The following is a 26,986-nucleotide window of genomic DNA, read 5'->3' on the forward strand; positions in this document are numbered from 1 at the left end:
TCGTCTGCCATGGGGTCAAAAGGGGCGTGGCCGGTAGCGGTCGTCAGAGTCAGGAATATTTGAGGTGGGACATATTTTGGCGGATCAGACATCATAAATTAGTCTGATGTTAGAAAATATCACATAGCTTTCAAAAGATGATTAACGGCTGAAAACACCCGCCAATCAACCATTTAGTTCGTTCAACGACGTATTTAACCGCCGCCTGACGGAAAATAGCACGTGACTTTTCTGAAAACCAGTGTTAGGATTTCTTACATAAAAAGTAAAGAGGGCGGCGTCGATGAATCTTGCGAACACGGCATTTATTTTGGTTGCGAGTATCTTAGTTCTGTTTATGACACCAGGCCTAGCCTTTTTCTATGGCGGCCTGGTCTCAGAGAAAAATGTGGTCAACACCATGCTGTCGGTCTTCATCATGACGGGGGTGGCCATCTTACTGTGGGTCTTTCTCGGTTATTCACTGGCCTTTTCGGGTAACGTGGCCGGCATCATTGGCAATCTCCATCACGTCTTCATGGCGGGTGTCAATTGGGCCAGCGTCACGGCGACCCACATCCCCTTGGGTGCGTACTCCTTGTTTCAAATGATGTTTGCCATCATCACCCCTGCCTTATTCGTGGGCGCGGTGGTTGGCCGGATTCGTTTTAAGTTCTTACTGCTGTTTTTGATTGCTTGGTCCGTTTGCATCTACTATCCCATGGTCCACTTGGTTTGGAGTCCCATGGGTCTACTGGCAAGATTAGGGGTGCTGGACTTTGCCGGCGGGACTGTGGTCCACATCAATGCCGGGGTCACGGCGCTGGTCTTATCTGCTTGGTTGGGACCACGGTTGGCCAAGGATCATCCGGGTCAACACTACAATCTGCCGTGGGTCTTATTAGGAACAGCGATTCTGTGGATTGGTTGGTACGGCTTCAATGCCGGCAGTGCCTTGGCCGTTAATGGCGTGGCCCTGCAGGCGGCCATTACCAGTACCGTGGCCACGGCCACAGCGATGGTCGTGTGGATGTTCTTGGACATTTGGACCACGGGGAAACCCACGTTGGTCGGGGTCTGCACCGGGACGTTGTGCGGCTTGGTTGGCATTACACCGGCTGCGGGTTACGTCACGGTCTTGGGTTCCGTTGCGATTGGCGCGGTGGCCACGTTAGCTAGCTACGGATTCATTCAAGTACTGAAGCCGAAATTAGGCGTGGATGACGCGCTGGATGCCTTTGGTTGCCACGGCGTCAGCGGCACTGTGGGGAGTATCTTGACCGGGGTCTTTGCGACCAAGACTATCAACCCAACGATTGCCGAAAATGGGTTGGCCTACGGTGGCGGCTGGCATTTGTTAGGGATTCAGATCCTGGCAACTGGCATCACCATTGCGCTGGTCGCCGTCGTCGGCAGTCTCTTGATCGTGATCTTGCGGCAATTGACGCCAATGCGGGTCGACGCAGCCGAGGAAGCCATGGGCCTGGATAAGGGTGAACATGGCGAACAGGTCGATTACACCGTGGGCTTGAGCGAACGCTTGACGACCTTTCAACCGGATCAGGAACGTTACGCCCAGGAATTCAAGGGACAGCTGCAGCACCTCGAAAATCCCCAGGCCAATCATCTGAGCGGTCATTGATTCCCCAATCCCTTAGTGGGTCAGCAGTTGTGCCAGCAGAAAGTTAAGTCAAATAGGGAAAGGTTAAGTTCTTTCTTAAGATTGGGCGAGATGATTGCCGTTTGCCGGCGGACTTGTTAGACTAAGTGTGTGTTTAGGGGACACCAGTTTTTCAAAAATGGGGGAATTATCATGAAAAAAGATCGTTGGGCAGTCATTGCCTTGGCCATTTTGGCCGTTTGTGGGCTGAGTTTGGTCCTACTGCTGATGAAATCACCAGTCTGGGCGTTTGGCTTTCCACTAGCCTTCGCCGTCCTGGGCGCAGCGTGCTACGGGATCGAAGAAGCCTTTACCAAAATGACGAAAAACAATCATCGTGAAGCGTAATTGCAAAAATAATGGGCGGCCAGTGAGCCGTCTTTTTTGTTGGCGTAACAGCGCCTGCCACCCCGCGCTGATTTTGGGGACCCGGGGTTTACACCGCCCGAGGCGTCTTGCTAAAATAGAAGACAAAGGCGATGATGACAGGTGATTCAACAACAAACATCCCCGGTTGCCGATAGCGGGGATTATCTAAAGGCGTTTGCCTGCACGGCGGTCATGGCCCAGACGGTCTTGAGTTTGGCCTTGACCGTGCCGGCTGGGCGGGCCTTACAAACGGGCATTGCGGGGGTGTATCTGGCCATCAAGTTTACCGCCCCCGCGTTTATCTGCGGCATCGTCATGACTACGATGCGCGTGAGCCCGGCGCACCCGCACTACGGGGCTTACCTGCGCCAACAGTGGTCGGCACTGGGGCTGCCCACGCTGGCCTGGTCGTTGGCCTACCTCTTATTGCTGCCGCAACTCCAGCAGCACACGTCATTTCACAGTCTAGGCCAGTTCGGGTGGCAGTTGATCAACGGTAATGCCGCGCCTCATCTGTGGTACAACACGATGATGCTGCAGATTATTTTGTTGATGCCGTTGTGGTGGGCGTTGCGCCGTGGCTGGCCCCGGCACCATTGGGCGATCGTTGCGGTCACGGCCGGGTTACTGCTCGGCTGGTTGGCCTGGTACAACGGGGTAGCGGTCCCCAGTGGGCAAGCGGCGAGCTGGTACGGCCTGGATCGCGTCTGGTGGGGCTTTGCCGTGTATGCGATCGTGGGCATCGGCTTGGCGACGTCGCGGACGGGCTGGCTACGGGGGTACCGGTGGCTCGGCTGGGCACTGCTCGGCGTGGGCACTTGGCTGGCCCAGTACCGCCAGTTACGCACGACCGGGTCGCCCATCGACCTCAATCGCAGTAGCTACTACCTGCCGGCCACGGTCGGCTATAGCCTGTGCGTGATCTTACTGGTGGTCAGCCTGGCCAAGTGGCACCAAGCCCACCACTCCCGGTGGCTGCCGGTCATCCACTGGCTGGCGACCTACGCCTACCCGTCATATTTGGCCAACGTGTTTTGGCTGGAGCTGATCTGGTTGCTGGGGGGACGCACCTTAATGGCAATCCACCCGGTGCTGGGCATCGTCGGCTGTTATTTGGCGACGTGGTGCTGGTCGTTTGCAGCGACCTACGGCTTACATTTACTCGGACAACGACTGAAGGGAATGGTGAGAAAATGGCGACAAACAAGACGGACCGCACGCAACCGGTCGAATTGGTAACGATGATCATGGTCACGGACCCGGCGACAAAACGCGTTTTAGTAGAAGATAAGGTGAACGTCCCTTGGAAGGCAGGGCATAGTTTTCCGGGCGGTCACGTGGAAATCGGTGAGAGCTGTGCGCAAGCCGCCATCCGCGAGGTGTTCGAAGAAACCGGACTGCGGCTAAAGGCCGTGAGCTTTTGTGGGACCTGTGAATGGTTCGATACCACGCGGCAGAAACGCAAGCTGGGCCTGCTGTACCGCGGCGACGACTTCACGGGGACCCTCAAGGCCAGTGCCGAGGGCCAGGTGAGTTGGCTCCCTTTGAGTGAGATGACCCCAGAAAAGAGTGCCGAAAGCATGGCGGAACTGCTGCGGGTCTTCAATCGTGAGGTGCCAGCGGTCGTGAGCGATGCTTGGAACGGCCCCTTGCACGATGACCAATAGAACGGGTGAAGTCAGCGAGTCGTCGCTGGCTTTTTTCGTGAGTGAAAGCGGTGACTAGTGTTTATCTATTGTAAGCGGTTACAAAAACGTGTAAACTAAAGGTGTAAAGATTGTGATAAAGGGAGCGATAATCGTGAAATCAACTGTTCAAACGCAACGCTGGTACGGTTACTTCTTTATCGGGCTGAGTGTTGTGGCCTTGGGACTGTCCGGCCTGCTGGCAATGCCGCTGATCGACCGGGCCTTACTGCTGACCACGGCGTTGACCCTACTGGTGTACGGTCTGACCTACCAACCGCAGCTGAAGCGTGGCTGGTGGCGCCTGTTACTGGTGGCTAGCCTAGTTGTTGGGGTCGTTGACGTGGCCTTGGCACTGACGGTGGCACCGGTCTTATTGACGGCACTGTTCAGCTTTGCTTTACCGTTTGCATTTTTAAGTGTTTTATTAGGTTACCTGAAACGGCGCGTCCACGCTTGATGGCGTGAGCGATAAAAAACTGGTTCCTGGATGAGACGTCCAAGAACCAGTTTTTTGTTGGTCTAAAATGGATTGCACACTCCGTTTACCCAAACAAGGTGACCAGAATATCCCAGGTCATGTGGGTGACGATGCCGGGCCACAGCGAGCGACTCCGGGCGTACAGCCAGCCAAACAGCAGGCCTAAAATGAAGACGGACAGGAGATTGCTGATCCAAACGCCCACGCTCATGGCCGGAACGGTCGTGAGGTAGCGGGGGATGTGCATGCTAGCGAAGGCCAGGGCCTGGATGACGTTGGCCTTGCCTAACGAAAATTTCTGTAGCAGGGCGTTGAAGAAGTACCCGCGAAACAGGTATTCTTCCGTGACCCCGACGACCAGAAAATAGCGGCCCCAGAATTGCGGCTTAAAATTAGCCGCCACGGTCAAGCCGTGATGGACCAGCCAAAATTGGGCCAACAGGTAGACCACGATAATGCCCCAGACCAGGTAGCCGGCCGCAAACCGCCACGCTGGTCGCCACTGTTCGGCATTGCTGAGGCTGAGGTTGCCCGGTTGGGCGTGTCTGAGCAACCACCAGGCGGCCCCGAGCCAGACCAGTAACTTGATGGCGTCCAGTAACAGCTCCTGCGGCCAGCCGCTTAGGTGGTGTTCGATGGGAGTGTTGAGACCGATTTGTACAATGAGCCAGATGAGCCAAAAAACCACGAATTGCCCACCCAGCCGACGATTTGATACGGGTTCTGACATACAGCACACTTCTCTCTTAAGATAGGTTAAGTTAAGTTTAAGACAAGTTGAGTGGAGAAAGGGTAAAGATTCTTTAAGGATTCGTCAGCTGCCGGGTTAGCGGTGTTCACAGCCTGATGTTATCAGTGTTTACTTTAAATGTAATCAGTGATAACATAAGAGGAAAGCGTATTGGAAAGGAGCACACACGATGACCAAATTACCGTACCATCGACAAAACTTGGCCGTGCTGATTCAGCAACAGGCCCGGCAACAATTAGAAGAGCAGGGGGCGGCCAACCTCTCACTACGCCAAATTGCCCGTTTCTTGGCAGTAACGCCGGCCGCCGTCTATCGCCATTTTCCGGATAAGGCGAGCTTGCTGGCGGCACTGCGCGAGGAGATTACAGCGGAACTGGCGGCTGCCTTACGGGACAACGTCTTGGATTCGGCCGATGCCACGGCCATGCTGCAACAGATGATCACGAACCTGGTGACCTTTGCGACCGACCATCCCCGAGCCGTGCGGTTTATCCTGACGACGCCACTAGCGGCCCCCCAGAGCTTGACCACCGTATTGACGTTGGTCAGGGCTCAACGAGGCTTGGTAGGAACGGCAGCTGATGCGACCGCAGTGTGGACCTTTTTGGTGGGGGTGTTGTGCCAACTGCCGGATGCCCAACTGACGGTCGATTGGATTGCGGCCCAAGTTGATCGTTTGCTCGGGGAGGCATAAAAGAAGAGATTAATGAGACGATGCATCAGAGGTTCGATTGTGAATTATGAGCAAATAGACGTGACAAATTTGTGATTATTTCACTAATAAGGTATAAGCCCTTAATATCAACAAATCATCAATTAAAGTCATCTCAAATATGAGGGATTCCATTTTTCAATAAATTAAATTATAATGAGAAAAATGACAAGACATTTAGATTCAGTCATGCTAAACTAAGATCACCAACCAAAAGGGGGCGGCCATATGGTCAAGACACAAGCAGCATTTTTAGCGCTGGTGAAGCAAGTGAGCCTGGTGCGGATGAATCTCACCTTACTGGGGTGGGACGCGCGGACGTACTTGCCACCGGCAGGAACGGATTTTCGCGGCGAACTGACGGCCACACTCAGTGCCCAGGACTTGGCGTTGAGCGCGGGGCCGGAAATGGGCGAATTCGTGGCGTATTTCACGGCCCATCCCGACGAATTGGACACCCAGTCCCAGCAGGTCTTGCGCCTGGTCAAACGCGACTATGAGTTAAATCACGAGATTGCACCGGCCGACTACGCCGATTATCAACAGACCCTGACACACGCGCAGGGGGTCTGGGAGACCGCCCGTGCCGCCCAGGACTTTTCCTTGTTACAGCCGGACTTGGTTAAAATCGTGGCCCAACAAAAGGACTTTATCCCCAAGTGGCGGCACGGCCAGGCGACGGACTATGACGTGTTGCTCGACCTATACGAGCCGGGGATGACCGTGGCCCAACTCGACCCCATCATGGCGACGCTCAAGGCGGGGATCCACCGGCTACGTGAGCGCCTGCAGGCACAAGGGGTCACGCCTCGCGCCGACTTCATGAGTCGCGCCGTGCCCGAGGACGTGCAAGAACAGTTGGTGCGCACCGTAGTCCAACGCCTGGGGTATGACTTTTCCAAGGGCGACCTGTCGCGCAGCACGCACCCGTTTACGGTCTCACTCGACCGTAACGACGTGCGGATCACCAATCGTTATGATGAGCACGCCTTTCAGATGGCCTTCTTGGGCGGCATCCATGAGGCGGGCCACGGGTTGTACATGCAAAACTTTAACCCGGCCTACGACTACACGCCGCTGGCGGATGCCCCGTCGATGGGGTTACACGAATCTCAGTCATTGTTTAATGAGATCTTTTTGGCACGCAACCCGGCCTTTTGGCAGGGCGAATACCCCCGGTTTCAGGCGGCCACGGGCGACATTTTTGCCGACATCGATGAGCCGACCTTTTATCGCGGCTTCATGACCACTAAGCCAACGCTGATTCGGACCGAGGCCGATCCGCTGACCTATCCGCTGCACATCATCGTGCGTTACGAGCTGGAAAAGGGGCTGTTCAATGGCGACACTACGGTGGCAGAACTGCCCGACCTGTGGCGCCAGAAGTATCACGATTACCTGGGGATCGAACCGGGCAACGACACGGACGGCATCTTACAAGACATCCACTGGGCCGGTGGGGACTTTGGCTATTTTCCCACGTATCTGTTGGGCCAGCTTTACGCGGCACAGTTTTACCACACCATGTGTCAAGAACTGCCAGTGACGGCGATTCTGCGCAGTGGTGACTATCAGCCCATCACCCAGTGGCGCCGCGAGAAGATCCACTGGTTGGGGGCCAGTTTGACGCCGAACCAATTGTGTGAACAGGTCACGGGCGAACCGCTGAACCCGCAGTATTGGCTGGATTGGATGACCCAGACCTTTGAGACGGCGTATCAGGTGACTGACAAATAACTTTACTTCCTAAAAGTAAGTGGTACACTAGTGATAGTCAGTTTTAAGGAAACTATCAGCACCCATTACCGGGAAAATTTTTAAAAGTGAGGTTATTTAAGTTATGAAAACGCAATTTAGTGATTTAGCCAAGCAACGTCGGAGCATCTATGCCTTAGGGCGCAACGTCAACTTGTCTCAAGACGAGTTGGTCGCGCTGGTCAAGGACAACGTGAAGAATGCCCCAACGCCGTTTAACAACCAAACGACGCGGGCCGTGATCTTGTTCGGGGCGTCTCACGAAAAGCTGTGGGACATCGTCATCGACCGCCTGAAGCGAGAAGTGCCGGACGAAGCCGCCTTTGCCAAGACGACCGCTAAGATCAACAGCTTCAAGGCAGCCTTTGGGACGGTCCTGTTCTTCACCGAAACCAAGACGGTCAAGGAATTCGAAGACAACTTCCCCTTGTATGCGGACAACTTCCAGGATTGGTCCGAACAAGCCCAAGGCAGTGCGCAATTCTCCGTTTGGACCGCACTGGCCGAAAACGGCTTGGGGGCCAACCTGCAACACTACAACCCACTGATCGACGACGAAGTTCGCGCCGCCTTCAATCTGCCAGCTAGCTGGCATCTGCGGGCTGAAATGGACTTTGGCTCCATCGAGAGTCCGGCCGGCGACAAGGATTACATGGACGACAACGACCGGTTCATGGTCTTTAAGTAAGTTTAACAAAATCACAAAAGCGCCTCGCATCACGTCAATTGGCGGATGCGGGGCGCTTTTGTGATTTCAAAGTCTTTCCCACCGTTTTCAGGCGATGAGTTATGCTAAAATGAAAGCGGGTCTCATGCCCGGTGGAAACACGGGGCCAGGACTGCGACTGGGGTCGGGGCGTCATTTCCAGCTACTGGCACACCGGCTTTATCTAGCCAAAGCGTGCACCGACGGACCATCCGTTGGTCCACGCTTATTAGCACGAGGAGGCAGCGTTATGGAAAAACGGATTGCAATTATTGGCGGCGGCATCGTCGGGGCGACCGCAGCTTATTATTTGAGTATCTTACCCGGCAGTGAACAGACTAAGGTCACGTTATTTGATGACGGCACGGGACAGGCGACCACCGCGGCGGCCGGCATCATTTCCCCGTGGCTGTCCAAACGGCGCAACCAACGCTGGTATCGCTTGGCCAAGGCCGGTGCGGCTCTTTTTCCCGAGCTCATGCGCCGCGCTCAATTGGGAACGGACGTTTATCAACAGACCGGGACCATCGTGACGCGTGAGGTCCCCACGGACTTGGAAACGCTGGTCGACTTGGCCTACGAACGTCGCCAAAGTGCGCCGACCATGGGCCAGATCGAAACGCTGTCGGCCGCCGAAGTGCAGCAACGCGTGCCCCTCTTGACGGCCCCACAACCCGGCGTCTTCATTTCCGGTGGGGCCCGGGTCGACGGCGCGGCGCTGGTTCAGGGCTTGCTTGCTCAAGCCACGGCGAAGAACTTAACGATTCGGCGCGAACGCGTGCGGTTCACCGCCGACGGTCAGGTGGTCACGTCCATGGGACCGCGGCACTTTGACCGGGTCATCGTGGCTGTCGGCGCCTGGCTCAAAGAAGTGGTGGCGCCCTTAGGCGTCGTTGCGGCGGTCCGGCCACAAAAGGGCCAGCTGATCGAGTTAAACGTTAAGGACTACCCGCTTCAAGAAAACATGCCGGTCGTCATGCCCGAGGGTGAACGCGACTTTGTGCCGTTTGGCCACGGCAAGCTGATCGTGGGGGCGACCCACGAAGACGATGGCAAGTTCGACCTGGCCGTGGATCCGGCCGTAACGGCGGACCTGTTGGCCAGTGCCCAACGACTCATGCACGGCGTGACGGCCGATAACATCACCGCCGTACGGGTCGGCACACGGGCCTACACGCCGGACTTTGCACCGTTCTTCGGTCCGATCCCCGAACACGAGGCCATCTTAGCGGCTTCCGGTCTGGGCTCTTCGGGCTTGACCACGGGACCCGAGATCGGTCGGCTCTTGGCCGGATCCGCCTTGTATGGCGGCACGCCCGACTGGAGCGAATACGAACTGCCGTTGACGACTTATTTAACGTCTTCGGCGGAATGAAGCGCCTGATTGGCCAGGGTGTGGGCCCCGCGGTTTTCCCGTTCTGGGACCCACTGCGTCAAGACCAATTGAAAGGGGTCTTGAACGGCCAATAAGGCATCGACCCACAGCTGATAATGCTTGGCGTAACGTTTGGCCACGCTGTCACTGACGATTTGACTGTCGGTGTAAAAGAGCACGGTCGTGGACTCTGGCTGGTCAGTCAGTGTTAACAGGTGTTCAAAGCCTAGCCGCGCGATCTCAAATTCGGCGGTGTGGTTGGTCGTGGCCGTCAGCGGCAGCTTGAGTTGGGTCTGCTGATGGTCTTGAATGATGAGGATGCCGCCCGCACTGAGGCCCGTTTGCGGCTGCGTGGCGGCATCGGTATACAGAGAAAACACAGAATCACTCCAATCTTTTGCGAGGTGTTTAGACTAATGATAACCCAGGAACGACGATTTTTGTATCAACCCAATCCGTTGAGTAGTATCATCAACTGGAGTTGGACGCTGATGGTGCTTTTCATGGGCGCCATCTTCTGGCTGGAGGTCACCCACTTTAATTGGTATACGCTCGGCTTCTTCGTGGCCTTTGCCTTTTTGTGCTGGCTGGAGATTCACTTCAGAAATATCACCATGGCAGGCGGCGTTTTGACCGTCAGTACGGTCTTGAATCACCGCCATTTGGTCATTCCACTGAACAAGGTCCGCAGCGTGCAACTATCGCGCTACCGGCTGGGCATCGTGGCCCAAGGGCGAATCTATCAGTTCCTGTTACCACGGAACTCGGCGATTGAACTGGCGAACCTGTTACACGAAGCCATGGCCGCCAATGGTGTGAAGGAGGAAAATTAGTGAGTAGCGATATTGAAATTTCACAAGCAACCCCGTTAGAACCGATTGAAAAAATTGCTGGTAAGGTCGGCTTAACGCCCGAACAGATCGAACCCTACGGCCACACCAAGGCCAAAATCGACCTGCCACTAGCCGGTAAGCATACGCCCGGTAAATTGGTCCTGGTCACGTCGATCAATCCGACGCCGGCCGGTGAAGGCAAATCGACGGTCGTGGTCGGCTTGGGCGATGCCTTGAACCTGTTGGGCCATCAGACCGTCTTAGCGCTACGTGAGCCGTCGATGGGCCCCGTGATGGGGATGAAGGGTGGCGCGACCGGGGGCGGCTATGCCCAAGTCGTGCCCATGGAAGACATCAACTTGCATTTTACCGGGGACATGCACGCCTTGACCGAGGCCCACGACACCCTGGCCGCTTTGATCGACAATCACATCCAGCAGGGCAACGCCTTGAACCTCGACCCCCGGCAGATCGTTTGGAAGCGCGTCTTAGACATCAACGACCGCGAGCTACGCCAGACCGTGATCGGCTTGGGTGGCCGGACGTCGGGCACGCCCCGTCAGGATGGCTTTGACATCACCGTGGCCAGTGAATTGATGGCCGTCTTGTGTCTGAGTGAGGACCTTAGCGACTTAAAGCGCCGGGTCAACCGCATCTTGATCGGCTACACCTACGACAAGGAACCCGTGACGGTCGCCGATTTGAAAGTCGGTGGTGCCATCACGTTGCTTTTGAAGGATGCTCTCAAGCCTAACCTGGTCCAAACGTTGGCCCACAACCCTGCCATCATCCACGGCGGGCCCTTTGCCAACATTGCCCACGGCTGTAACTCGGTGCTGGCCACGCAAACGGCCCTGCAGCTGGGCGACTTTGCTGTGACCGAAGCTGGCTTTGGGGCCGACCTCGGGGGCGAGAAGTTCATGGACATCAAGACGCCGGTTTTGGGGCAAACCCCAGACGCCGTGGTCATCGTGGCCACGGTCCGCGCCTTGAAGTACAACGGCGGTGTCAAACGCGCCGATCTCGCGACCGAAAACGTGGCGGCCCTGCAGGCGGGTAGTGCCAATTTGAAACGCCACATCGCCAGCATGCAACAGTACGGCGTGCCGGTCGTCGTGGCCATCAACCGCTTCACCAGTGACACGGATGCCGAAATCGCGGCATTGACGGCTGAGGTGGCGGCCTTAAACGTGCCGGTGGCGACCACGACCGTGTGGGCCGATGGCGGCGCTGGGGCCACGGAACTGGCCGAAAAGGTCGTCGCGGCGACCCAACAGCCCAAGCATTTTACCCGCTTGGCACCCGCGGGAGCCGACTTGATGACCCAGATGACGGCCATTACCCAAAAGATCTACGGTGGGGCAAAGGTCGAATTATCCGCTAAGGCCAGCCGGCAACTCAAGACGCTGGCTAAGCACGGCTGGGATAAGCTCCCCGTCTGCATGGCCAAGACGCAGTACTCCTTGAGCGACGACGCCCGCCAACTGGGAGCCCCCACGGACTTCACGATCCACGTGCGCGAGTTTGCGCCCCGGCTGGGAGCCGGCTTCGTGGTCGCTTTGACCGGCAACGTGTTGACCATGCCAGGGTTGCCTAAGCACCCGGCGGCACTAGACATGGACATCGACGCCGATGGCAAGATCACGGGGTTGTTCTAAACTGATAACAACTGATATGTAAGACGCAAAACGGACTCGGGGAGTTTTCCTCGGGTCCGTTTTTAGGTCTAAAGGTCGAAAGCCAAATTACTCGCAAATTACTGCGTTGATCCCCGAAGTCAACGTATTTGAGTCACTAAGTTTAGTGGCGTCGGAGACCTACGTCAGTCTGGGGTGAGGCCAGTGGTCCGCTGCCGCTGGTCTTAAAAGGAGCCGCCAGTCTGCTGCAACTAGTAAAAGCGATAAGTTGCCCAAGCCGTCCGTGGATTGGTGAGGATTGACGACACGAACTTGGCAATGGGGTGTGGGCCGTGTGTTGGTTGCCAACTTAATGGCTATTGGCGTCTAGGCTGTGGTTATTGGTTAGCAGTTCTGTAGCCGAGAGTTTGGCAAATATGGGTTCAGCCGTGGGAGTTGCCTTAGCGGTGTGGGCCATACCGCTTAGGCAACTGGCGTCTTTGAGACGTGGGCTTCGGCTCAAAGCGAGGACGAGACCGCATTTTGGCTCGGCCGGTCCGCCCACCGCGTTCCAACCCATAGTTGCCGAACGGTAGGCGGTCAGCTCTCGCTACGACGCTGCGAACGACTAGTTTTGACGCGAATCCTGAACAAAGGCCGTCGCCAGGTCCAGCACCGTCGTGCGCGCCTGGCCGTCCAGTCCGTGACTGGCGCCGGGCAACAGGTGATAGGTACTGTCCTGATAGACGTCGTGGTAGCGTTTTGACGCGATGGGGTCCACAATCTGGTCGGCGTCGCCGTGAATCAGGCACACGGGACCGGTGAAGGCCTGCGCCGTTTCGTAGATGGGCAACAGCTGGGCCGTGCGCAAGTAAAAGCCGCCTAACGTCAGGGTGTCGCTCAACAGTAATGTGGCCGGGATGTGGTGGGGATCATACACCAACCCGCGGGTGTGACCAGCAATGGCGTCGTCCTTTAGGGTCGCGGCCGGGGCTAGCAAGACCAGCTTGTGGATGGCGTCGGCTGCGTAGCCGGCCAACATGCTGGCGACGACCCCGCCTTGCGAGTGGCCAAGTAAATCGATGCGTTGGGGATGCAAGCGCGTTTGGACCGCCGTTAAGACGGCCTGGGCGTCCGCAATCTCATTTAACACGGTCATGTCGACGAAGTGGCCGTCGCTGTGGCCGTGACCGTTGAAGTCAAACCGCACGGTGCCCACGCCAATGGCTCGCAACCGCGCCGCCAACTGGACCAATAGGGCAGAAGACGTGTAGCCCCGGTCATCGGTAAAGCCGTGCATCAAAATGGCGATGGTGCCGGTTGGCTGGTCGGCGGGTTCGTAAATGCCGGCCAGAGTTAAGCCGTCGCGTTGAACGTTAAATTCCATGAAAAGACCTCCAGTTTGTAAGGTCACTATGAAACTTTGTGCCAGCGCTGTCAAGCTGGTTTAAGACGGTTACGAACGAAATCTCCCCAGCTTTAGTGACCCGGCATGCAGAACTTAGGCAAAATTAAAAAAACACCGCCACCAAATTATTTTTCTCAGCTAGAAACCGCCGAAAGCCGCCATTTTCTGGTATACTTTTCGGTAACGACTTATAGGAAAGGTGTTCCGGACTTTATGCTGATTGCAGATACACTTTTAATCGTGCTACTGGTGGTCATTGACCAGTGGATCAAGCACGCGGTGGTGGCCAACATCGCCTTAGGGGGCGAGCACCCCTTGATTCCCGGGCTCCTGTCACTGACCCATTTGCGCAACAATGGTGCGGCCTGGAGCATTTTACAGGGCCAAATGTGGTTCTTTACGGTGATCGCCGTGATTGCCCTGGGCATCATGGGGTACTTCTTTTGGCAGTATCGGCGTCAGGGGGACCACTGGATCGAAGAACTGGGGTTGGCCTTGATGATGGCCGGGACCCTGGGCAACTTCATCGATCGCTTGACGCAGGGGTACGTGGTCGACATGTTTCAGCTCGACTTCATCAATTTCCCCATCTTTAACTTTGCCGACAGCTGTTTGACGGTCGGCGTGATTTTAATCGCGATCGGCGTGTATGTGACCGATCGCCGGGAGGCTCATTAATGCAAGAATCAGAATTTCAAGTGACGACAACGGAGCGGTTGGATAAATTAGTGGCGGATAACGTGGCCACGATTTCACGCTCCCAGGCAAAGAACGCCATCGAGGCCGGGCAGATCACGGTGGATGGACAGACCGCCAAGCCCAAGGACAAGCCCAAGGCTGGGGCGACCATTCACGTGGCCTTGCCGGATCCGGAACCGCTGGATTTAGAACCGGAAAATATTCCGTTAGACATCGTGTACGAAGACGACGACGTGCTGGTGGTCAATAAACCCCAGGGGATGGTCGTCCACCCCGCACCGGGCCACCCCAACCACACGTTGGTCAACGCCCTGCTGTACCACAGCCCACTGTCCAGCATCAACGGGACGCTGCGGCCGGGCATCGTCCACCGTATCGACAAGGACACGTCGGGCCTACTGATGGTCGCTAAAAATGACCACGCCCACCAAAGTCTGTCGGCGCAGCTTCAGGCCAAGACCAATCTGCGAGAATACGTGGCCATCGTCCACGGCAACTTCAAGGAAGAAAATGGCACCATCAACGCGCCGCTGGGCCGTTCACCTAAGGACCGCAAGAAACAAGCAGTTGTGGCGGATGGTCGACCGGCCGTCACGCATTTTCGGGTGTTGGAACGCTACGGTAATTACACCTTGGTGGCCTGTCGCTTGGAAACGGGTCGGACGCATCAGATTCGCGTCCACATGGCCTACATCAACCATCCGGTCGCAGGCGACCCCTTGTACGGTCCCAAGAAGACGTTGAAAGGCGCCGGGCAATTTCTCCACGCACGGGAACTGGGCTTTAAGCAACCCACGACGGGCGAGCAGCTGACCTTTAGGGCCCCGGTGCCGGAAAACTTTGCCAAGGCGGTCCGACATTTACGCCAACAAGCCGGATTACCGGTTGACAAAGCAATCTAGTTTTTTTAAGCTAAACACAAAGATAAACGGGTTTGCCGAATCAGGCGGGCGGGTTTCTTCACCATTTTGCCGAAGAAACGCGCCCGTTTCCTGCACTTACGCTAACGCCGTGAAAATTTTAAGGAGGAAATACAGATGGCAAAGGTAGTTGTGGACGCAATGGCAATGCAACGGGCCCTGACCCGAATCACTTACGAAATTATCGAACGCAATAAGGGTGTCGACGATCTCGTCATTTTAGGCATTAAGACGCGGGGGGTCTACCTCGCGCGACGGATTGCTAGCCGCTTGCAGCAACTAGAGAACGTCTCGGTCCCAGTGGGTGACTTAGACGTGACCCCGTATCGCGATGACATCGATCACGATGCCCAGGGCGAACCCGAAGTCACGGCCACCAACATCGACTTTTCGGTCGAAGGCAAAAAGGTCATCTTGGTCGATGACGTCTTGTACACCGGCCGGACCATTCGCGCGGCCATGAGTGCCATCATGGATCTCGGTCGGCCGACCAGTATCAATTTGGCCGTTTTGGTCGATCGCGGGCACCGCGAATTGCCGATCAGAGCCGATTTTGTGGGCAAGAACATTCCGAGTTCGCAACGAGAACGGATCAAGGTATCGGTCAGTGAGATCGACGACCGGGATGCCGTGGAGATTCAACAAGCTTAGAACGGGTAAAGGGGCCGATTTTGCATGGCAAAACGCTATTTAATTTTAGAAGACGGCTCGGCCTACGCCGGTGAAGGCTTTGGTGCCGGCGCCACTACGAGCGGAGAGGTCATCTCCAATTTAAATCTGTTAGGCTATCAAGAAACGATTACCGATCAAATCTATCACAACCAAATCATTATCTTTGCGCAACCGGCCATTGGTAACGTGGGCATCAACCACGATAGTTATGAATCCATTTTGCCCACGGCTAAGGGGATGGTCGTCAGAGACGTCACGAACATCTCGACCAACCGGTTGTCGCGGCTATCACTGGATGAATTTCTCCAGCAACACAACATTCCCGGCATCAGTGGCATCGATACGCGGCATTTGATCCGCAAGCTCCGCGACGTCGACGGGCCGATGAAGGGCAGTATCGTCGACGTGGCCGATGCGCACGCCTTTGACCAACTGAACGCCACGGTCTTGACCAACCGGCAAGTGGACCAGGTGGCCACGCCCAAGCCGTATCCCAACCCGGATACCGGTAAAAATGTCGTGGTCATCGACTTTGGGCTCAAGCACGGGATCTTGCGGCAATTGTCGGAGCGCCGGTGCAACGTCACGGTCCTGCCGTGGACGGCCAGCGCCCAAGACGTCTTGAACCTGGATCCGGACGGGGTGTTATTGTCGACCGGACCGGGCTCGCCGCTAGATTTGGGTGACGGGGTCTTAGACATGATCCGCACGGTCCAAGCCGAGATCCCGCTCTTTGCGATTGGGCTGGGGCACGAATTATTTGCCCTGGCCAACGGGGCGGAACTGACCATGCTGCCGGTCGAGTATCACGGCAGTAGTCACCCGATTCGCCGGATCATCACCAACGACATCATCTATGCGACGCAGGGGCAAGGCTACGCGGTCATCGCCAAGTCCATTGACCGCAATCGGCTGATCACCACCTACGTCGACCTCATCAACGGGACCGTGCAGGGATTGCGCCACCGGGATTACCCGGCATTTTCCGTGCAGTTCTTTGCGGACGGCGCCCCGGGGCCCCACGAGAGTCGCGACTTATTTGATGAATTTATGGAAGCTATGACAGCACGCCGGGAGGGATAAACTTGCCAAATTTGAATGATATTCAAAAAGTTTTGATCATCGGCGGGGGACCAACCGAGATTGGCCATGAAACGGAGCTGGACAGTGCCACCGTGCAGATCATTACCGAATTTAAAAAGCACGGGGTCCGCACGCTGATTATCGACAACAACCCGTTTTCGGTGGCCTTAGAAGAGATCCAGCCGACCAATATGTACGTCCAGGCGGTCACGACGGCTAACGTCCGCCACATCATTGAAAAAGACCAGCCGGACGCTATCTTGCCGTCACTGGGGGGATTGCTGGGCATTCGTATCGCCCAAGAACTGATTGAAAATGGCGACATTGGCCGCTACGGCATCACGATTTTGGGGATGCCCGCGTCAACGCTGCGTCAGATCAACAATCCGGCCGCCTTGAACACGACGTTAAAGGAGATCCACGAGCCGGTCATCGAGGCCCAGATCGTGGCGACCGTCGACGAAGCCATGGGGTTAGTCGACACGATTGGTTTCCCACTGATCGTCAAGCCGGTCGCCCCGCGCCTAGACACCAACCGGACCATCTGTGAAAACGTCGATGACATGGTGACGGCTTTGAACCAGGGCTTCCAGCAGTCGCGCTTTGACCAATGCACCCTGGAGCGCAGCGTGGTCGGCTATAAGGAGATCGAAATGGTGGCCGTCCGCGACGGTGCCGGGACCGCCGTGTTGATCAGCGGGCTGGAAAATGTCGATCCCATCGGCATCCACTCCGGGGACTCCATCGTCGTGGCCCCCCCGCAGACGCTCAACGACCGCGAGTACCAAGACTTGCGCGACGTGACCTTTCGCATCGCCGCGGAGCTGAGTATCGTGGGGGTCTTACACCTCCATTTTGCCCTCAATCCGGATAATCAACATTTCTACGTCACCAAGATTGCGCCGTACTTCTCGCGAGGTGTGGCGTTGGCGGCCCGGACGTCGGGTTACCCAATCGCGCTGGTGACCGGGGCCTTATTGCTGGGACAACGCCTGGTCGACGTGAAATTGCCGAGCCGCTTCACCAAGCAAACGGCCATCATGGAACCCACGATCGACCACGTCAGCGTGCGCATCCCGCTGTGGCCGTTCCAAGAGGTTCCCGACGCCGACCAGCATTTGGACACTGTGATGAAGGCGGTGGGCTCCACGGTCGGCATTGGTCGTTCCGTAGAAGAGGCCATGCTCAAGTCGGTCCGTAGCTCGCAGTTCTCGCCGCGAGACGTCTTGCCGTCCGTCAGCAATCTTAGCGACGGTGAAATGATCCGCCAGCTGATCCACCCGTTGGCCAACCGCATCTTGGTGCTGATCGAAGCACTGCGGCGGGGGTACGCGCCCGACGAACTGAGCGAATTGACCAAGATCGACAACTACTATTTCGTCAAATTACGACACTTGTTAACGATTGAAGAACAGATCCAAAGCCATCCGCTGGACGTCGACGTGCTCCAACGCGCCCGCTACTTTGGTTTTGGGGACGGGATGATCGCCCGCATCTGGCAAACGGACACCGCCGCGATTCGGCAATTGTCCGCCAGTGCCAAGATCATGCCGACCTACAAGATGATCGAACCGACCGCGGGGGAATTTCCCGAGGACCTGAGTGGTTACTACAGTACCTTCGAGTACGAAAACGAAAGTCAGCCGCTGGGCGACCGAACCGCACTGGTCTTGGGCCGTGGTGGCAATCAGTTAGGACCTAATTCCGCGGCGGAATACTTCACCACGGAAATGTTGAAGCAGCTGAAGCGCGCCGGTTATCACACGATTTTGATGAACACCAATCCCAACGCGGTGGGCGTGGCACCGGAATTTTCCGACAAGCAATACGTCGACCCGATTCAGCTGGGGGATGTGCTCAACGTGATTCAAGTGGAGCACCCGGACATCGTGATTGTCCCGGGCAACCGGCACTACCTGACACGCGAATTGGGCAAGCTCGATGACGTGAACCTGCACGTCTTGCCGCCGGACCAAGAGACCGGTGAACCTTCACCCAAGATGGCGACGATTGGCGTCAGCCTGTTCGTTCATGGTCAGCAGAAGGTGGCCGTCGGGGTCATGGACATGATCGCCCCGGGGATGAACAAGGCCTTGTCCCAGGTCACGGCCTTTCGCATGCCGGCCGAACTGCCTAAGGCCAAGCGCAATAACCTGGTCGAGGCGGCCAAGCAAGCCGTCAGTGAGCGCCAGGTGACGGGGATGATCCAGGTCTTGTTTGCCCCCAAGAGTGCCGATTCTGCGCAACTCAAGGTGGTGGGCGTGCGGCCGACGCGGCTAACGGAGATGGCCTTTTTGAGCAAAGTCACGGGCGTCAACTGGGTCCGCATGTTAACGCGGCAACACATTGGCACGCTGGATGACGATGAGCTGGCCAAAATTACCATCGACATTAATAGTAATCGCGTGGCCCTGATGAACGCGGCCTTCCCGTTCCGCCAACTGCACGTCTTGAACCGCCCCGGCAGCACGGACCAGGAGGTGGGCGCCACCATCGCCTTTGGGTCAAGCGAGGCGTTAACGCTGACCAACCTGAGTGACACCGCCGAATTGGACCAGATCATTAATCGGACGATTTAAAGCAAGAGTGCACCAACAGGCGGTTAACTGGCGAGCATTAACGGTGTTAGGTGGATAATCCCGATTCTGGATTATTTGCCTAACAGTGTTAAGCGGAACCAGTTGCCTGTCGGTGCACGTTTCGGCCACGAGGCCATTTAGGGACGTGCCCTTTGGTCCAAGGCGAGGAATCGAGACCGTCCTGTGGCTGACCCGTCCCAGCGTTCCAACTCATTTTTGGCGGACGGCAGGCGGCCAGGTCGCCTTGTGAGGCGGTAAGCGACTCTTTTTACCACTATTAAACAACTTGTAACTAACAAAAACGCGTCGTACCAACTTAATGGTGCGACGCGTTTTTTAGAATTGAAATTAGTTGTATCTAGCAAATAGTGGTTTAATCCGCTAATTTTTCGACCAAATCGCTTTGCGGCGTCACGTACACGGTCCGCTGACCCGTGAAGATCACGTAACCGGGTTTGGCACCGTTGGGCTTGTGTAGCCGCTTGACGGGTAGATAGTCGACGGGCACGTTACTGGAGTCGCGCCCCTTGGAGAAGTAGGCGGCCAGGTTAGCGGCTTCCATAATGGTGGCGTCGCTGGGGTGGTCGGCGTGAATGATCACGTGTGATCCCGGCATGTCCTTCACGTGCAGCCAGATGTCGGTACGCTTGGCCGTGTGCAGGCTCAGCTGATCGTTTTGCAGGTTGTTTTTCCCGACAGAGATCTTGGTGCCGTCACTGGCCGTGAAGCGGTCTGGCTTGCTGACCTTTTGCCGGCGTTGCTTCTTGGCCTTCTTTTGGTGGTCGTGGTCCCGCAAATAACCGCCTTGCTGCAGTTCCAAGCGAATATCGACCAGGTCCTTAGGCGCCGCCAGTTCGATCTGGGCCATGATGTTGGTGAAGTAGTCCACGTCGGCCTGGGTGATCTTGAGCTGTTCGTTGACGTAGGTGACCGCGTTTTTGGCCTTTTGGTAGCGTTTGAAGTACTTCTGGGCGTTTTGATTAGCGGATAACTGGTTGGACAGCTTGATCTTAAGCGGCTTGTTGTCATCGTAGAAGTTCGGTAGTGACACTTCCGTTTGCCCCCGTTGGACTTGGTTCAGGTAGGTCGTTAAGATCTCGCCTTTGATCCGGTACTCATCGGCATTCTCCGTGGCCGCCAGCGTCTTTTGGAGCTTCTTGAGCTTGGTGCGGTTCTTTTTGAGCTCGTTACGCACGACCCGAATCAAGACACTGCCTTGCTGTTGGACCCGGTCCCGTTCGGCCTTGTCCTGATAGTAGGTGTCCAGGAGTTCGCTCAACGTGGCGGCAGACTGCTGCGTGCCGGCGGTGGGGTACGGAAAGGCGGTGAAACTGGTCTTATTCTTCGGCGAAATGGCCAGCGTGGGTTGCGGCTGATCGAAGCCAGCGAAGAAGTCCGTAAATTGTGTGGCGTGGTCGCCAGTTTCGTGGAGCTTGGCGGCTAAGGCGGCCGCCGTATCCTTGCCTAAGCCTTGATACTGCTGCTGCAGGGCGTGGGCGAGGACCTCTTGGTTGGGGAATTCCCGAATCGTTTGGTCCAGGTCATCACGGGCCCCTGCAAACGGGTCGCTGAGGTCTTGCTTAGGCGGCTGGATGTATTGGGCCCCGGGTAACAGGAGCCGGTAGCGGTTCTGATCGGAACCGACGTGCTTAATGGCATCCAAGATCTTCATGGACGAGCTGTCGACCAAGATCACGTTGCTGTGGCGCGCCATGATCTCAATGATCAACAGGAGTTCTTGTTGATCTCCCAGTTCGTTTCGAGACGTGAAGTGTAAATGCACGACCCGGTCGTTGGCCACCTGACTGACTTCCTTGAGGATGGCGCCTTGCAAATACTTCCGCAGGATCATGGTAAAGTTCGTGGGAACCGGCGGATTGACGTACGGGATCTGGGTGACTTGGATCCGCGCGTAAGTCGGATTGGCCGACAACAGGATGGGATAATTGTGGCTGTTAGCCCGCACCGTCAACACGATTTCGTTGGCGTAGGGCTGGTTGATCTTACTGACCCGGCCGGTCGTGAGCGTTTGACTCAGCTCGTGGACCATGGCGTGGGTGAAAGAACCATCAAATGACATCGCGGAACAACACCTTTCTATAAATAGATTTATTTTGAATTCGAAAAAAACGGCACAAGTTAAAGTATACCGGCCTGATCGCGGAAGTGCAAAGAAGATCATTCGGATTTCGCGATTAAATCGGTCAAAATCACCAGATTGCTACTTGTGGTCAACAACCAAATCGTTGTACAATACAATCAAAAGGAGTGAGGACCCCATGAAGTCAAGTTTAGCAGCCTTGATTGGCATTAGTAAGGTTCAACAAACGTTGCTCCAGCGCATGACTAAGCAACATCACTTGACCGTTTCCGAATGGCAGCTTCTAGACCATATCGGTGGCGGTGAAAACACCCAAGAAATTTTAGCCGCCAAAACCAATTTAGATACCTCAACCTTGAGTCGTCAACTTAAGGGCCTGGTCACCAAAGACATGGTCACCAAGAAAGCCATTGGCCGGGACAAACGTCAGTTGGTATATACAATAACGGAACAGGGCACGGCGACGGCCGAAGATATCAATACGGCCTTTGAGGCGTTGTCCGACGACGTTTTTGAACACTGGTCCACGGATGAACGCAACCTCTTACAGATTTTATTGAACCGGCTGGACAAGAGTATGGACCGGCAACGGATGGTCAAGGGATAATCTCCACGGAGGTTACCAAGACGCGGGGTGAAAATGGCGGGTGTCATTGACGGGAGAAGAGATTGCCAATTTTACCCGCTCACCGCTTCGACCTGGCCGTTTGACAATTTGCATTTTTAAGGAGTGAGCACCTATTCAGCACAGATTAGTCATCATTTCATTAGACGCACTGGGCAGTCGAGATCTGGATGAACATCTCGACGAGTTACCCAACCTGCGCCGCTTGGTCACGACCGGGACGCGGGTCCGGCGGGTGCGGGGCATCTATCCGACCCTGACCTACCCGTCGCACACGACGATCATCACCGGTCAGTATCCGCGGGAGCACGGCATCATCAACAACACCAAGCTCCAGTCCCAGCGGCCATCGCCCGATTGGTACTGGTATCAACGCGACGTGAAGGTGCCGACACTCTACGACCTGGTCCGTCAACGGCACCGCAAGACGGCGGCCTTCCTGTGGCCCGTGACTGCCGGCAGTAAGATCACGTATAACCTAGCGGAGATCTTTCCGAACCGCATTTGGACCAACCAGGTGCTGGTGTCCTTGAAGGCCAGCAGTCCGGCCTTTCTCTTGCGGATGAATCAAAAATACGGTCACTTGCGGCGCGGTATTCAACAGCCCGAGTTAGACGACTTCATTACGGCGTGCGCGGTGGACACCTTAAAGACCCGTCAGCCCTGGTTGACGCTGATTCATTTGGTCGACATGGATAGTATGCGGCACCGCTACGGCGTACGCTCCGAGGAGGCCATGGCGGCCTTGAAACGCTTGGATGCGCGCGTCGGTCAATTGATCGATGCCACGATTGCTGCCGGGACCTTTGGCGAGACCAACTTTGCCATTTTGGGCGACCACTACCAGATCAACGTCGATCACATGATCCATTTGAACCAGGCCTTTGCCCAAAAGGGGTGGTTGACTCCAACGGCTAACGGCACGGTCAAGCCTGACTGGCACGTGTGGGCCAAGTCCTGTGACGGCTGCACGTACATTTACACCCGCAACTTTGCCGATACCAAGACCCTGCGACACCTGTTGGCGGCAACCGAGGGCGTCGAACAGGTCATTGACGGGGCCACAGCGGCGAAACGGGGCGCGGACCCACACTGCCAATTTATGGTCGAGGCGCAGGCGGGATATTACTTCACGGATGAGACCCGGCGGCCGGCCGTGGTGGAAGCGGTGGATCCCGCGAGTCTGGGACAACCGGACCGCTACCACGGGGTTCACGGCTACGATCCCGCCAAGCCGGATTACTTCACGACGTTGGTCTTGAATGGTCCGGCCGTCGTGGCGGGACAAACGCTCGACGAGGCTCGGCTGATCGATGAGGCCCCGACCTTTGCTAAGCTGTTGGGGGTGCAGTTCCCCGAACCGTTGCCGGGTCACGTGTTGACCGCGGCATTAAAGGGGGCCTCTCATGAAACTGACTAAGGAACAGTGGAGTTGGGTCTTGTACGATTGGGCCAATTCCGGATACGGCATCATCGTGACCACGGCCGTTCTGCCAATCTACTTCAAGGGAATCGCCGAAACGGCTGGGGTCACTGCGGCCAATGCGACGGCTTACTGGGGCTATGCCAACAGTGTGGGCACGCTACTAGTCGCCTTGCTCGCGCCGTTTTTAGGGGCATTAGCGGACTATCAGGGCTTTAAGAAACGCCTACTGACGGGGTTTGCCTCGTTGGGGATGGTTATGACGCTGGGCCTGGCCATCTTGCCCACCGATCAGTGGCAGTGGCTGCTGGTGGTCTACATCTTATCGGTGCTGGGCTATTCCGGGGGCAACCTGTTTTACGACAGTTTCTTGACCGACGTTAGCGATGATCGGCAAATGGATCGGTTGTCTAGCGTCGGCTATGGCTTTGGCTACCTGGGCGGTGTGATTGCCTTTATTTTATTTATGGTCTTACAGCTAACGCACGGTTTTGGTCAGCTGTCGAGTACCGCCGTGGCACGCTGGGGCTTTGTTCTGGCCGCCATCTGGTGGGTGGTGTTCTTCATCCCGCTGCAACAAAACGTCCACCAACGCCACGCCTTGACCGCCACCCAGGCACCACTGAAGCAAAGCTGGCGGCGGGTCTGGCACACGCTGGGTCACATTCGCCAGCACAAGTATCTGGCCTGGTTCTTGCTCGCGTACTTCTGTTACATCGATGGGGTCGATACTATCTTCACCATGGCCACGTCGATCGGCTTAGACATCGGCATCGACAGTACCACCTTGATCGTCGTTTTACTGGTGGTTCAACTGGTGGCCTTTCCTTTTTCCATCCTGTACGGGTGGTTGGCCGACAAGACCAGCACGCGCCTGGGCATCTTGATTGCCATTATCATGTACTTATTGATTTGTGTCGCGGCGCTTAACTTAAAGACGGTCGGCAGCTTCTGGCTGTTGGCCGTGCTGGTCGGTACCAGTCAAGGGGGGATTCAGGCCTTGTCCCGGTCGTACTTTGGTCGACTGGTCCCTAAGGCGCGTTCCAGTGAGTTCTTTGGCTTTTATAATATCTTAGGAAAATTTTCCGCCGTTTTGGGGCCGGTGCTGGTCGGCATCGTGACCCAATGGACCGGGCAGTCCCGGATTGGCGCGGCTTCCTTGTCGCTGTTATTTATTTTGGGTTTGGTTATTTTCTGGCGGATTCCCCAGTCCGCGGTGGACAATGCCTAGGCGTTGCGCCAGTTTTATGTTATCCTAGGTGAACGAATGAAAAGATAAAGTAGGTGTAAAAATGAAGATTGCTGTGGTCACCGATAGTACCAGCTATTTGTCCGCAGAAGAGGTTGAGCGGTATCACATTCACGTTGTCCCAATTCCGGTGATCATGGATGGTCGCTCCTACGATGAAGATGTTGATATTACCACCAGTGAATTCTACGAACGCTTGAGAAACTCCAAGTCGTTCCCCAGCACGTCCCAACCGCCATTAGGGGAAATGATCAACCTATACAACGATTTGGCTGCCGAAGGATACGATGCGGTGATCAGTATCCATTTGGCCAGCACCATCTCCGGTTTTGTGAATCAGCTGAAAAATATTGCCCCGACGATTGAAAATATCCGGGTGATACCCTATGACTCACAGATCACGGTCAAATTGATGGGTTATTTGGCCATAGAGGCCTCACGAATGGCTGCCAAGGGTGCAGACCCCGAAGCCATCATTGCGCGCTTAGACGACTTGCGGTCCACGATTGGCGAGTACTTCGTGGTCGACGATCTGCAAAACTTGGTGCGTGGCGGCCGGTTGTCCAATGCCTCCGGGTTCATCGGTAGTGTCTTGCGGATCAAGCCGTTGCTGACGTTTGACGATGAGACCCACGAGATCGTGGCCTTTGAAAAGGTGCGTTCCCGGAAAAAGGCGTTGGCCCGCGTGGAACAACTCTTCGTGGAGGCCCAGGCCAAGGTGGACTATCCACTACGGGCCTTGGTCATCAACGCCAATGATCCGGAGGGCGGTCAGGCCTGGGCGAACAAGATTGCGGCCCAGTACCCGGCGATTCCGGTAGAACAATCCTACTTCGGTCCCGTGATTGGGGCCCATTTAGGCGAAAAGGCCTTGGCCTTAGCCTGGATCAAAGATTTCGACCGTGCCTAATTAGCGTGCGTCCCAGGATGGCAATCAGTCTTTAGTGACTGGCTGTCCTGGGGCGCATTTTTGGGTTATCGGGGATGCACATGGGACGAAAATAAGCATTAACACAGGGATTTCTGGAATGACAGTGGTTGATTTACTGTAATTGGCAAAGCCAGGTGCCTGCGTCGGCCAGGATTTCGCCTGCTATGGGGAACACCTTCAGCCAACACCGCCGACCCAGATGAGGCTATCCCTGGTTGCCTCCGACAGGGGTGACGTCTATCAGCAACACGGTGTTAATGAAAGACTATTCGTCAATGCAGCTACTATCGGGGGTTAAGACGACTGTTATGACATGCACTACCGTAGCCGAGAGTTCGCCAAATATGGGTTCAGCCGTGGGATTTGTCTTAGCGGCGCGGTTTATGCCGCTTAGACAACTGGCGTCTTTGAGACGTGGGCTGCGGCTCAAAGCGAGGCGTCGAGACCGCCCTTTGGCTCGACCCGTCCGCCCCAGCGTTCCAACCCGTATTTGGCGAACGGTAGGCGGCCAGTTCGTGTTGTGAAGCTGTAAGCGACTATTTTTGACGTCATAAGTCGCATGATAACAATGCTTTCAGTTGATTTTCGCCTTTCAACCTTTGGTTAATTAGGGTGGCAGACGCATAACGCGTGCAAGTCGGCAGTGAGTATGGTATGCTATTTTCTGTAATTAAAATTACGGAGTAGGAAATAAGGCGTCAAGTGCTGGTGGAACGCAATGTGAACACCGGACGAAGGGAATGTGTCCCGCGATCTTATTTCCGCATTGACCGCAGAAATGTGGCAACTCCCTTAGGAGATGTCTGAATTGAAGACGATAGCAAAAACCCAGCTGCCGAAGCTGGATACGTTGAGTATGGTCACCATGGGCCTGTTGATGGCGTTACAACTGGTGATCAGTCGGTTCGCGATTGGGAACAACTTTATTAAGTTTAGTTTTACCTTCCTGATCGTAGCGTTACTGGCCAAGTGGTTTGGCCCCTGGTGGGGGATGATGACTGCGGCCGTGGTGGACGTGGTCGGCACGCTGATGACCGGGGGGCCGTTTTTCATCGGGTTTACGCTCTCAGCTATCTTGGGGTCGTTGATCTACGCGCTGTTCTTGTACCGACAGCCGGCCTCATGGCTACGGATTGCCGCAGCGGCGGTCATCATTGCTGTGGTGGTCAACGCCTTACTAAATACCTTGTGGGTGACCATCATGTACCAGACGCCGTTTTGGAGCCTGTTGCCGCTACGGTTGCTCAAGCAGCTGATCGTGACACCGATTCAAATCGTCTTGCTGTACTGGCTGTTAAATAGTCGGATCATCCAGCAGATTCAAGAACGTTTAAATCGTTAAAATACTGATAGATCAAACGCCGCCGTGGTGTT

At 55.8% G+C, this 26,986-nt stretch carries 25 protein-coding genes and 1 riboswitch; of the genes, 21 read left to right on the top strand and 4 right to left on the bottom strand.

Annotated elements, in window-relative coordinates:
* Positions 1-283 precede the first annotated feature (283 nt).
* From LKH74_RS00930 to LKH74_RS00950, 5 genes are all read left to right on the top strand, one after another.
* Positions 284-1,621 (top strand): ammonium transporter, encoded by a 1,338-nt coding sequence (locus tag LKH74_RS00930; protein WP_287707956.1) that lies wholly within the window; start codon positions 284-286, stop codon positions 1,619-1,621.
* 171 nt (positions 1,622-1,792) lie between these two features.
* Positions 1,793-1,987 (top strand): hypothetical protein, encoded by a 195-nt coding sequence (locus tag LKH74_RS00935; protein ID WP_135367915.1) that lies wholly within the window; start codon positions 1,793-1,795, stop codon positions 1,985-1,987.
* A 141-nt stretch (positions 1,988-2,128) separates the two neighbouring features.
* On the top strand, positions 2,129-3,247 hold the full coding sequence (locus LKH74_RS00940; protein WP_287707955.1) for an acyltransferase: 1,119 nt from the start codon (positions 2,129-2,131) through the stop codon (positions 3,245-3,247).
* Positions 3,202-3,675, top strand: coding sequence for an 8-oxo-dGTP diphosphatase (locus LKH74_RS00945; protein WP_287707954.1), 474 nt, complete (start codon positions 3,202-3,204; stop codon positions 3,673-3,675). Before LKH74_RS00940 ends, LKH74_RS00945 begins: the two co-directional genes overlap by 46 nt.
* 133 nt (positions 3,676-3,808) lie before the next feature.
* Positions 3,809-4,153 (top strand): hypothetical protein, encoded by a 345-nt coding sequence (locus tag LKH74_RS00950; RefSeq protein WP_135367912.1) that lies wholly within the window; start codon positions 3,809-3,811, stop codon positions 4,151-4,153.
* 85 nt (positions 4,154-4,238) lie between these two features.
* On the opposite strand, the gene LKH74_RS00955 is transcribed toward LKH74_RS00950, so the two are convergent.
* Positions 4,239-4,904, bottom strand: coding sequence for a CPBP family intramembrane glutamic endopeptidase (locus LKH74_RS00955; protein WP_287707953.1), 666 nt, complete (start codon positions 4,902-4,904; stop codon positions 4,239-4,241).
* A gap of 190 nt (positions 4,905-5,094) precedes the next feature.
* Between LKH74_RS00955 and LKH74_RS00960 the strand changes: the two genes are divergently transcribed.
* The 4 genes from LKH74_RS00960 to LKH74_RS00975 all read left to right on the top strand — a co-directional run bounded on the left by LKH74_RS00960 (position 5,095) and on the right by LKH74_RS00975 (position 9,473).
* A complete protein-coding gene (locus tag LKH74_RS00960) occupies positions 5,095-5,619 on the top strand; it encodes a TetR/AcrR family transcriptional regulator (RefSeq protein WP_287707952.1) in 525 nt (174 codons plus the stop codon).
* Positions 5,620-5,865: 246 nt separating this feature from the next.
* Positions 5,866-7,374 carry a carboxypeptidase M32 gene (locus LKH74_RS00965; RefSeq protein ID WP_287707951.1) on the top strand — a complete coding sequence of 503 codons (1,509 nt, stop codon included), beginning with the start codon at positions 5,866-5,868 and terminating at the stop codon, positions 7,372-7,374.
* Positions 7,375-7,477: 103 nt separating this feature from the next.
* Positions 7,478-8,080, top strand: a complete 603-nt coding sequence (locus LKH74_RS00970) for a nitroreductase family protein (RefSeq protein WP_135367908.1) — start codon at positions 7,478-7,480, stop codon at positions 8,078-8,080.
* Positions 8,081-8,348: 268 nt separating this feature from the next.
* Complete coding sequence (locus tag LKH74_RS00975) at positions 8,349-9,473, top strand: NAD(P)/FAD-dependent oxidoreductase (protein ID WP_135367907.1); 1,125 nt, start codon at positions 8,349-8,351, stop codon at positions 9,471-9,473.
* On the opposite strand, the gene LKH74_RS00980 is transcribed toward LKH74_RS00975, so the two are convergent.
* Positions 9,449-9,853, bottom strand: a complete 405-nt coding sequence (locus tag LKH74_RS00980) for a ribonuclease HI family protein (protein ID WP_135367906.1) — start codon at positions 9,851-9,853, stop codon at positions 9,449-9,451. The two genes, LKH74_RS00975 and LKH74_RS00980, sit on opposite strands and share 25 nt — an antisense overlap.
* Before the next feature lie 36 nt (positions 9,854-9,889).
* Between LKH74_RS00980 and LKH74_RS00985 the strand changes: the two genes are divergently transcribed.
* The gene (locus LKH74_RS00985; protein WP_135367905.1) at positions 9,890-10,306 is read left to right on the top strand and encodes an EbsA family protein; all 417 of its coding nucleotides are present in this window, start codon (positions 9,890-9,892) and stop codon (positions 10,304-10,306) included.
* Complete coding sequence (locus LKH74_RS00990; RefSeq protein WP_287707950.1) at positions 10,306-11,964, top strand: formate--tetrahydrofolate ligase; 1,659 nt, start codon at positions 10,306-10,308, stop codon at positions 11,962-11,964. The genes LKH74_RS00985 and LKH74_RS00990 overlap by 1 nt, the downstream gene beginning before the upstream one ends.
* Before the next feature lie 586 nt (positions 11,965-12,550).
* On the opposite strand, the gene LKH74_RS00995 is transcribed toward LKH74_RS00990, so the two are convergent.
* A complete protein-coding gene (locus tag LKH74_RS00995; RefSeq protein ID WP_287707949.1) occupies positions 12,551-13,309 on the bottom strand; it encodes an alpha/beta hydrolase in 759 nt (252 codons plus the stop codon).
* 234 nt (positions 13,310-13,543) lie between these two features.
* On the opposite strand from LKH74_RS00995, the gene lspA reads away from it, so the two are divergent.
* From lspA to LKH74_RS01020, 5 genes are all read left to right on the top strand, one after another.
* Positions 13,544-14,008 (top strand): signal peptidase II, encoded by a 465-nt coding sequence (lspA, locus tag LKH74_RS01000; protein WP_135367902.1) that lies wholly within the window; start codon positions 13,544-13,546, stop codon positions 14,006-14,008.
* Positions 14,008-14,931 (top strand): RluA family pseudouridine synthase, encoded by a 924-nt coding sequence (locus LKH74_RS01005; RefSeq protein ID WP_287707947.1) that lies wholly within the window; start codon positions 14,008-14,010, stop codon positions 14,929-14,931. Before lspA ends, LKH74_RS01005 begins: the two co-directional genes overlap by 1 nt.
* 135 nt (positions 14,932-15,066) lie before the next feature.
* Entirely contained in the window at positions 15,067-15,600 is a 534-nt protein-coding gene (gene pyrR, locus LKH74_RS01010; RefSeq protein ID WP_125576944.1) for a bifunctional pyr operon transcriptional regulator/uracil phosphoribosyltransferase PyrR, read from the top strand.
* A gap of 24 nt (positions 15,601-15,624) precedes the next feature.
* Positions 15,625-16,704 (top strand): carbamoyl phosphate synthase small subunit, encoded by a 1,080-nt coding sequence (locus LKH74_RS01015; RefSeq protein WP_135367900.1) that lies wholly within the window; start codon positions 15,625-15,627, stop codon positions 16,702-16,704.
* Between the two features lie 2 nt (positions 16,705-16,706).
* Positions 16,707-19,283 (top strand): ATP-binding protein, encoded by a 2,577-nt coding sequence (locus tag LKH74_RS01020; RefSeq protein ID WP_287707946.1) that lies wholly within the window; start codon positions 16,707-16,709, stop codon positions 19,281-19,283.
* Positions 19,284-19,656: 373 nt separating this feature from the next.
* Here LKH74_RS01020 and LKH74_RS01025 read toward each other — a convergent pair whose 3' ends face one another.
* Positions 19,657-21,363 (bottom strand): NFACT RNA binding domain-containing protein, encoded by a 1,707-nt coding sequence (locus LKH74_RS01025; RefSeq protein WP_287707945.1) that lies wholly within the window; start codon positions 21,361-21,363, stop codon positions 19,657-19,659.
* Between the two features lie 199 nt (positions 21,364-21,562).
* On the opposite strand from LKH74_RS01025, the gene LKH74_RS01030 reads away from it, so the two are divergent.
* The 5 genes from LKH74_RS01030 (at position 21,563) to LKH74_RS01050 (ending at position 26,954) form a co-directional block, all read left to right on the top strand.
* On the top strand, positions 21,563-21,991 hold the full coding sequence (locus tag LKH74_RS01030) for a MarR family winged helix-turn-helix transcriptional regulator (protein ID WP_287707944.1): 429 nt from the start codon (positions 21,563-21,565) through the stop codon (positions 21,989-21,991).
* A gap of 133 nt (positions 21,992-22,124) precedes the next feature.
* Positions 22,125-23,429, top strand: a complete 1,305-nt coding sequence (locus LKH74_RS01035) for an alkaline phosphatase family protein (protein WP_287708061.1) — start codon at positions 22,125-22,127, stop codon at positions 23,427-23,429.
* Positions 23,416-24,663, top strand: coding sequence for an MFS transporter (locus tag LKH74_RS01040; protein ID WP_287707943.1), 1,248 nt, complete (start codon positions 23,416-23,418; stop codon positions 24,661-24,663). The genes LKH74_RS01035 and LKH74_RS01040 overlap by 14 nt, the downstream gene beginning before the upstream one ends.
* A 61-nt stretch (positions 24,664-24,724) precedes the next feature.
* The gene (locus LKH74_RS01045) at positions 24,725-25,591 is read left to right on the top strand and encodes a DegV family protein (protein WP_135367894.1); all 867 of its coding nucleotides are present in this window, start codon (positions 24,725-24,727) and stop codon (positions 25,589-25,591) included.
* A 698-nt stretch (positions 25,592-26,289) separates the two neighbouring features.
* A riboswitch (THF riboswitch) is annotated at positions 26,290-26,387 on the top strand.
* A gap of 24 nt (positions 26,388-26,411) precedes the next feature.
* A complete protein-coding gene (locus LKH74_RS01050) occupies positions 26,412-26,954 on the top strand; it encodes a folate family ECF transporter S component (protein WP_135367893.1) in 543 nt (180 codons plus the stop codon).
* Positions 26,955-26,986: the final 32 nt, after the last annotated feature.

The organism is Levilactobacillus sp. (genome assembly GCF_022646225.1).
Classification (GTDB): domain Bacteria; phylum Bacillota; class Bacilli; order Lactobacillales; family Lactobacillaceae; genus Levilactobacillus; species Levilactobacillus suantsaiihabitans.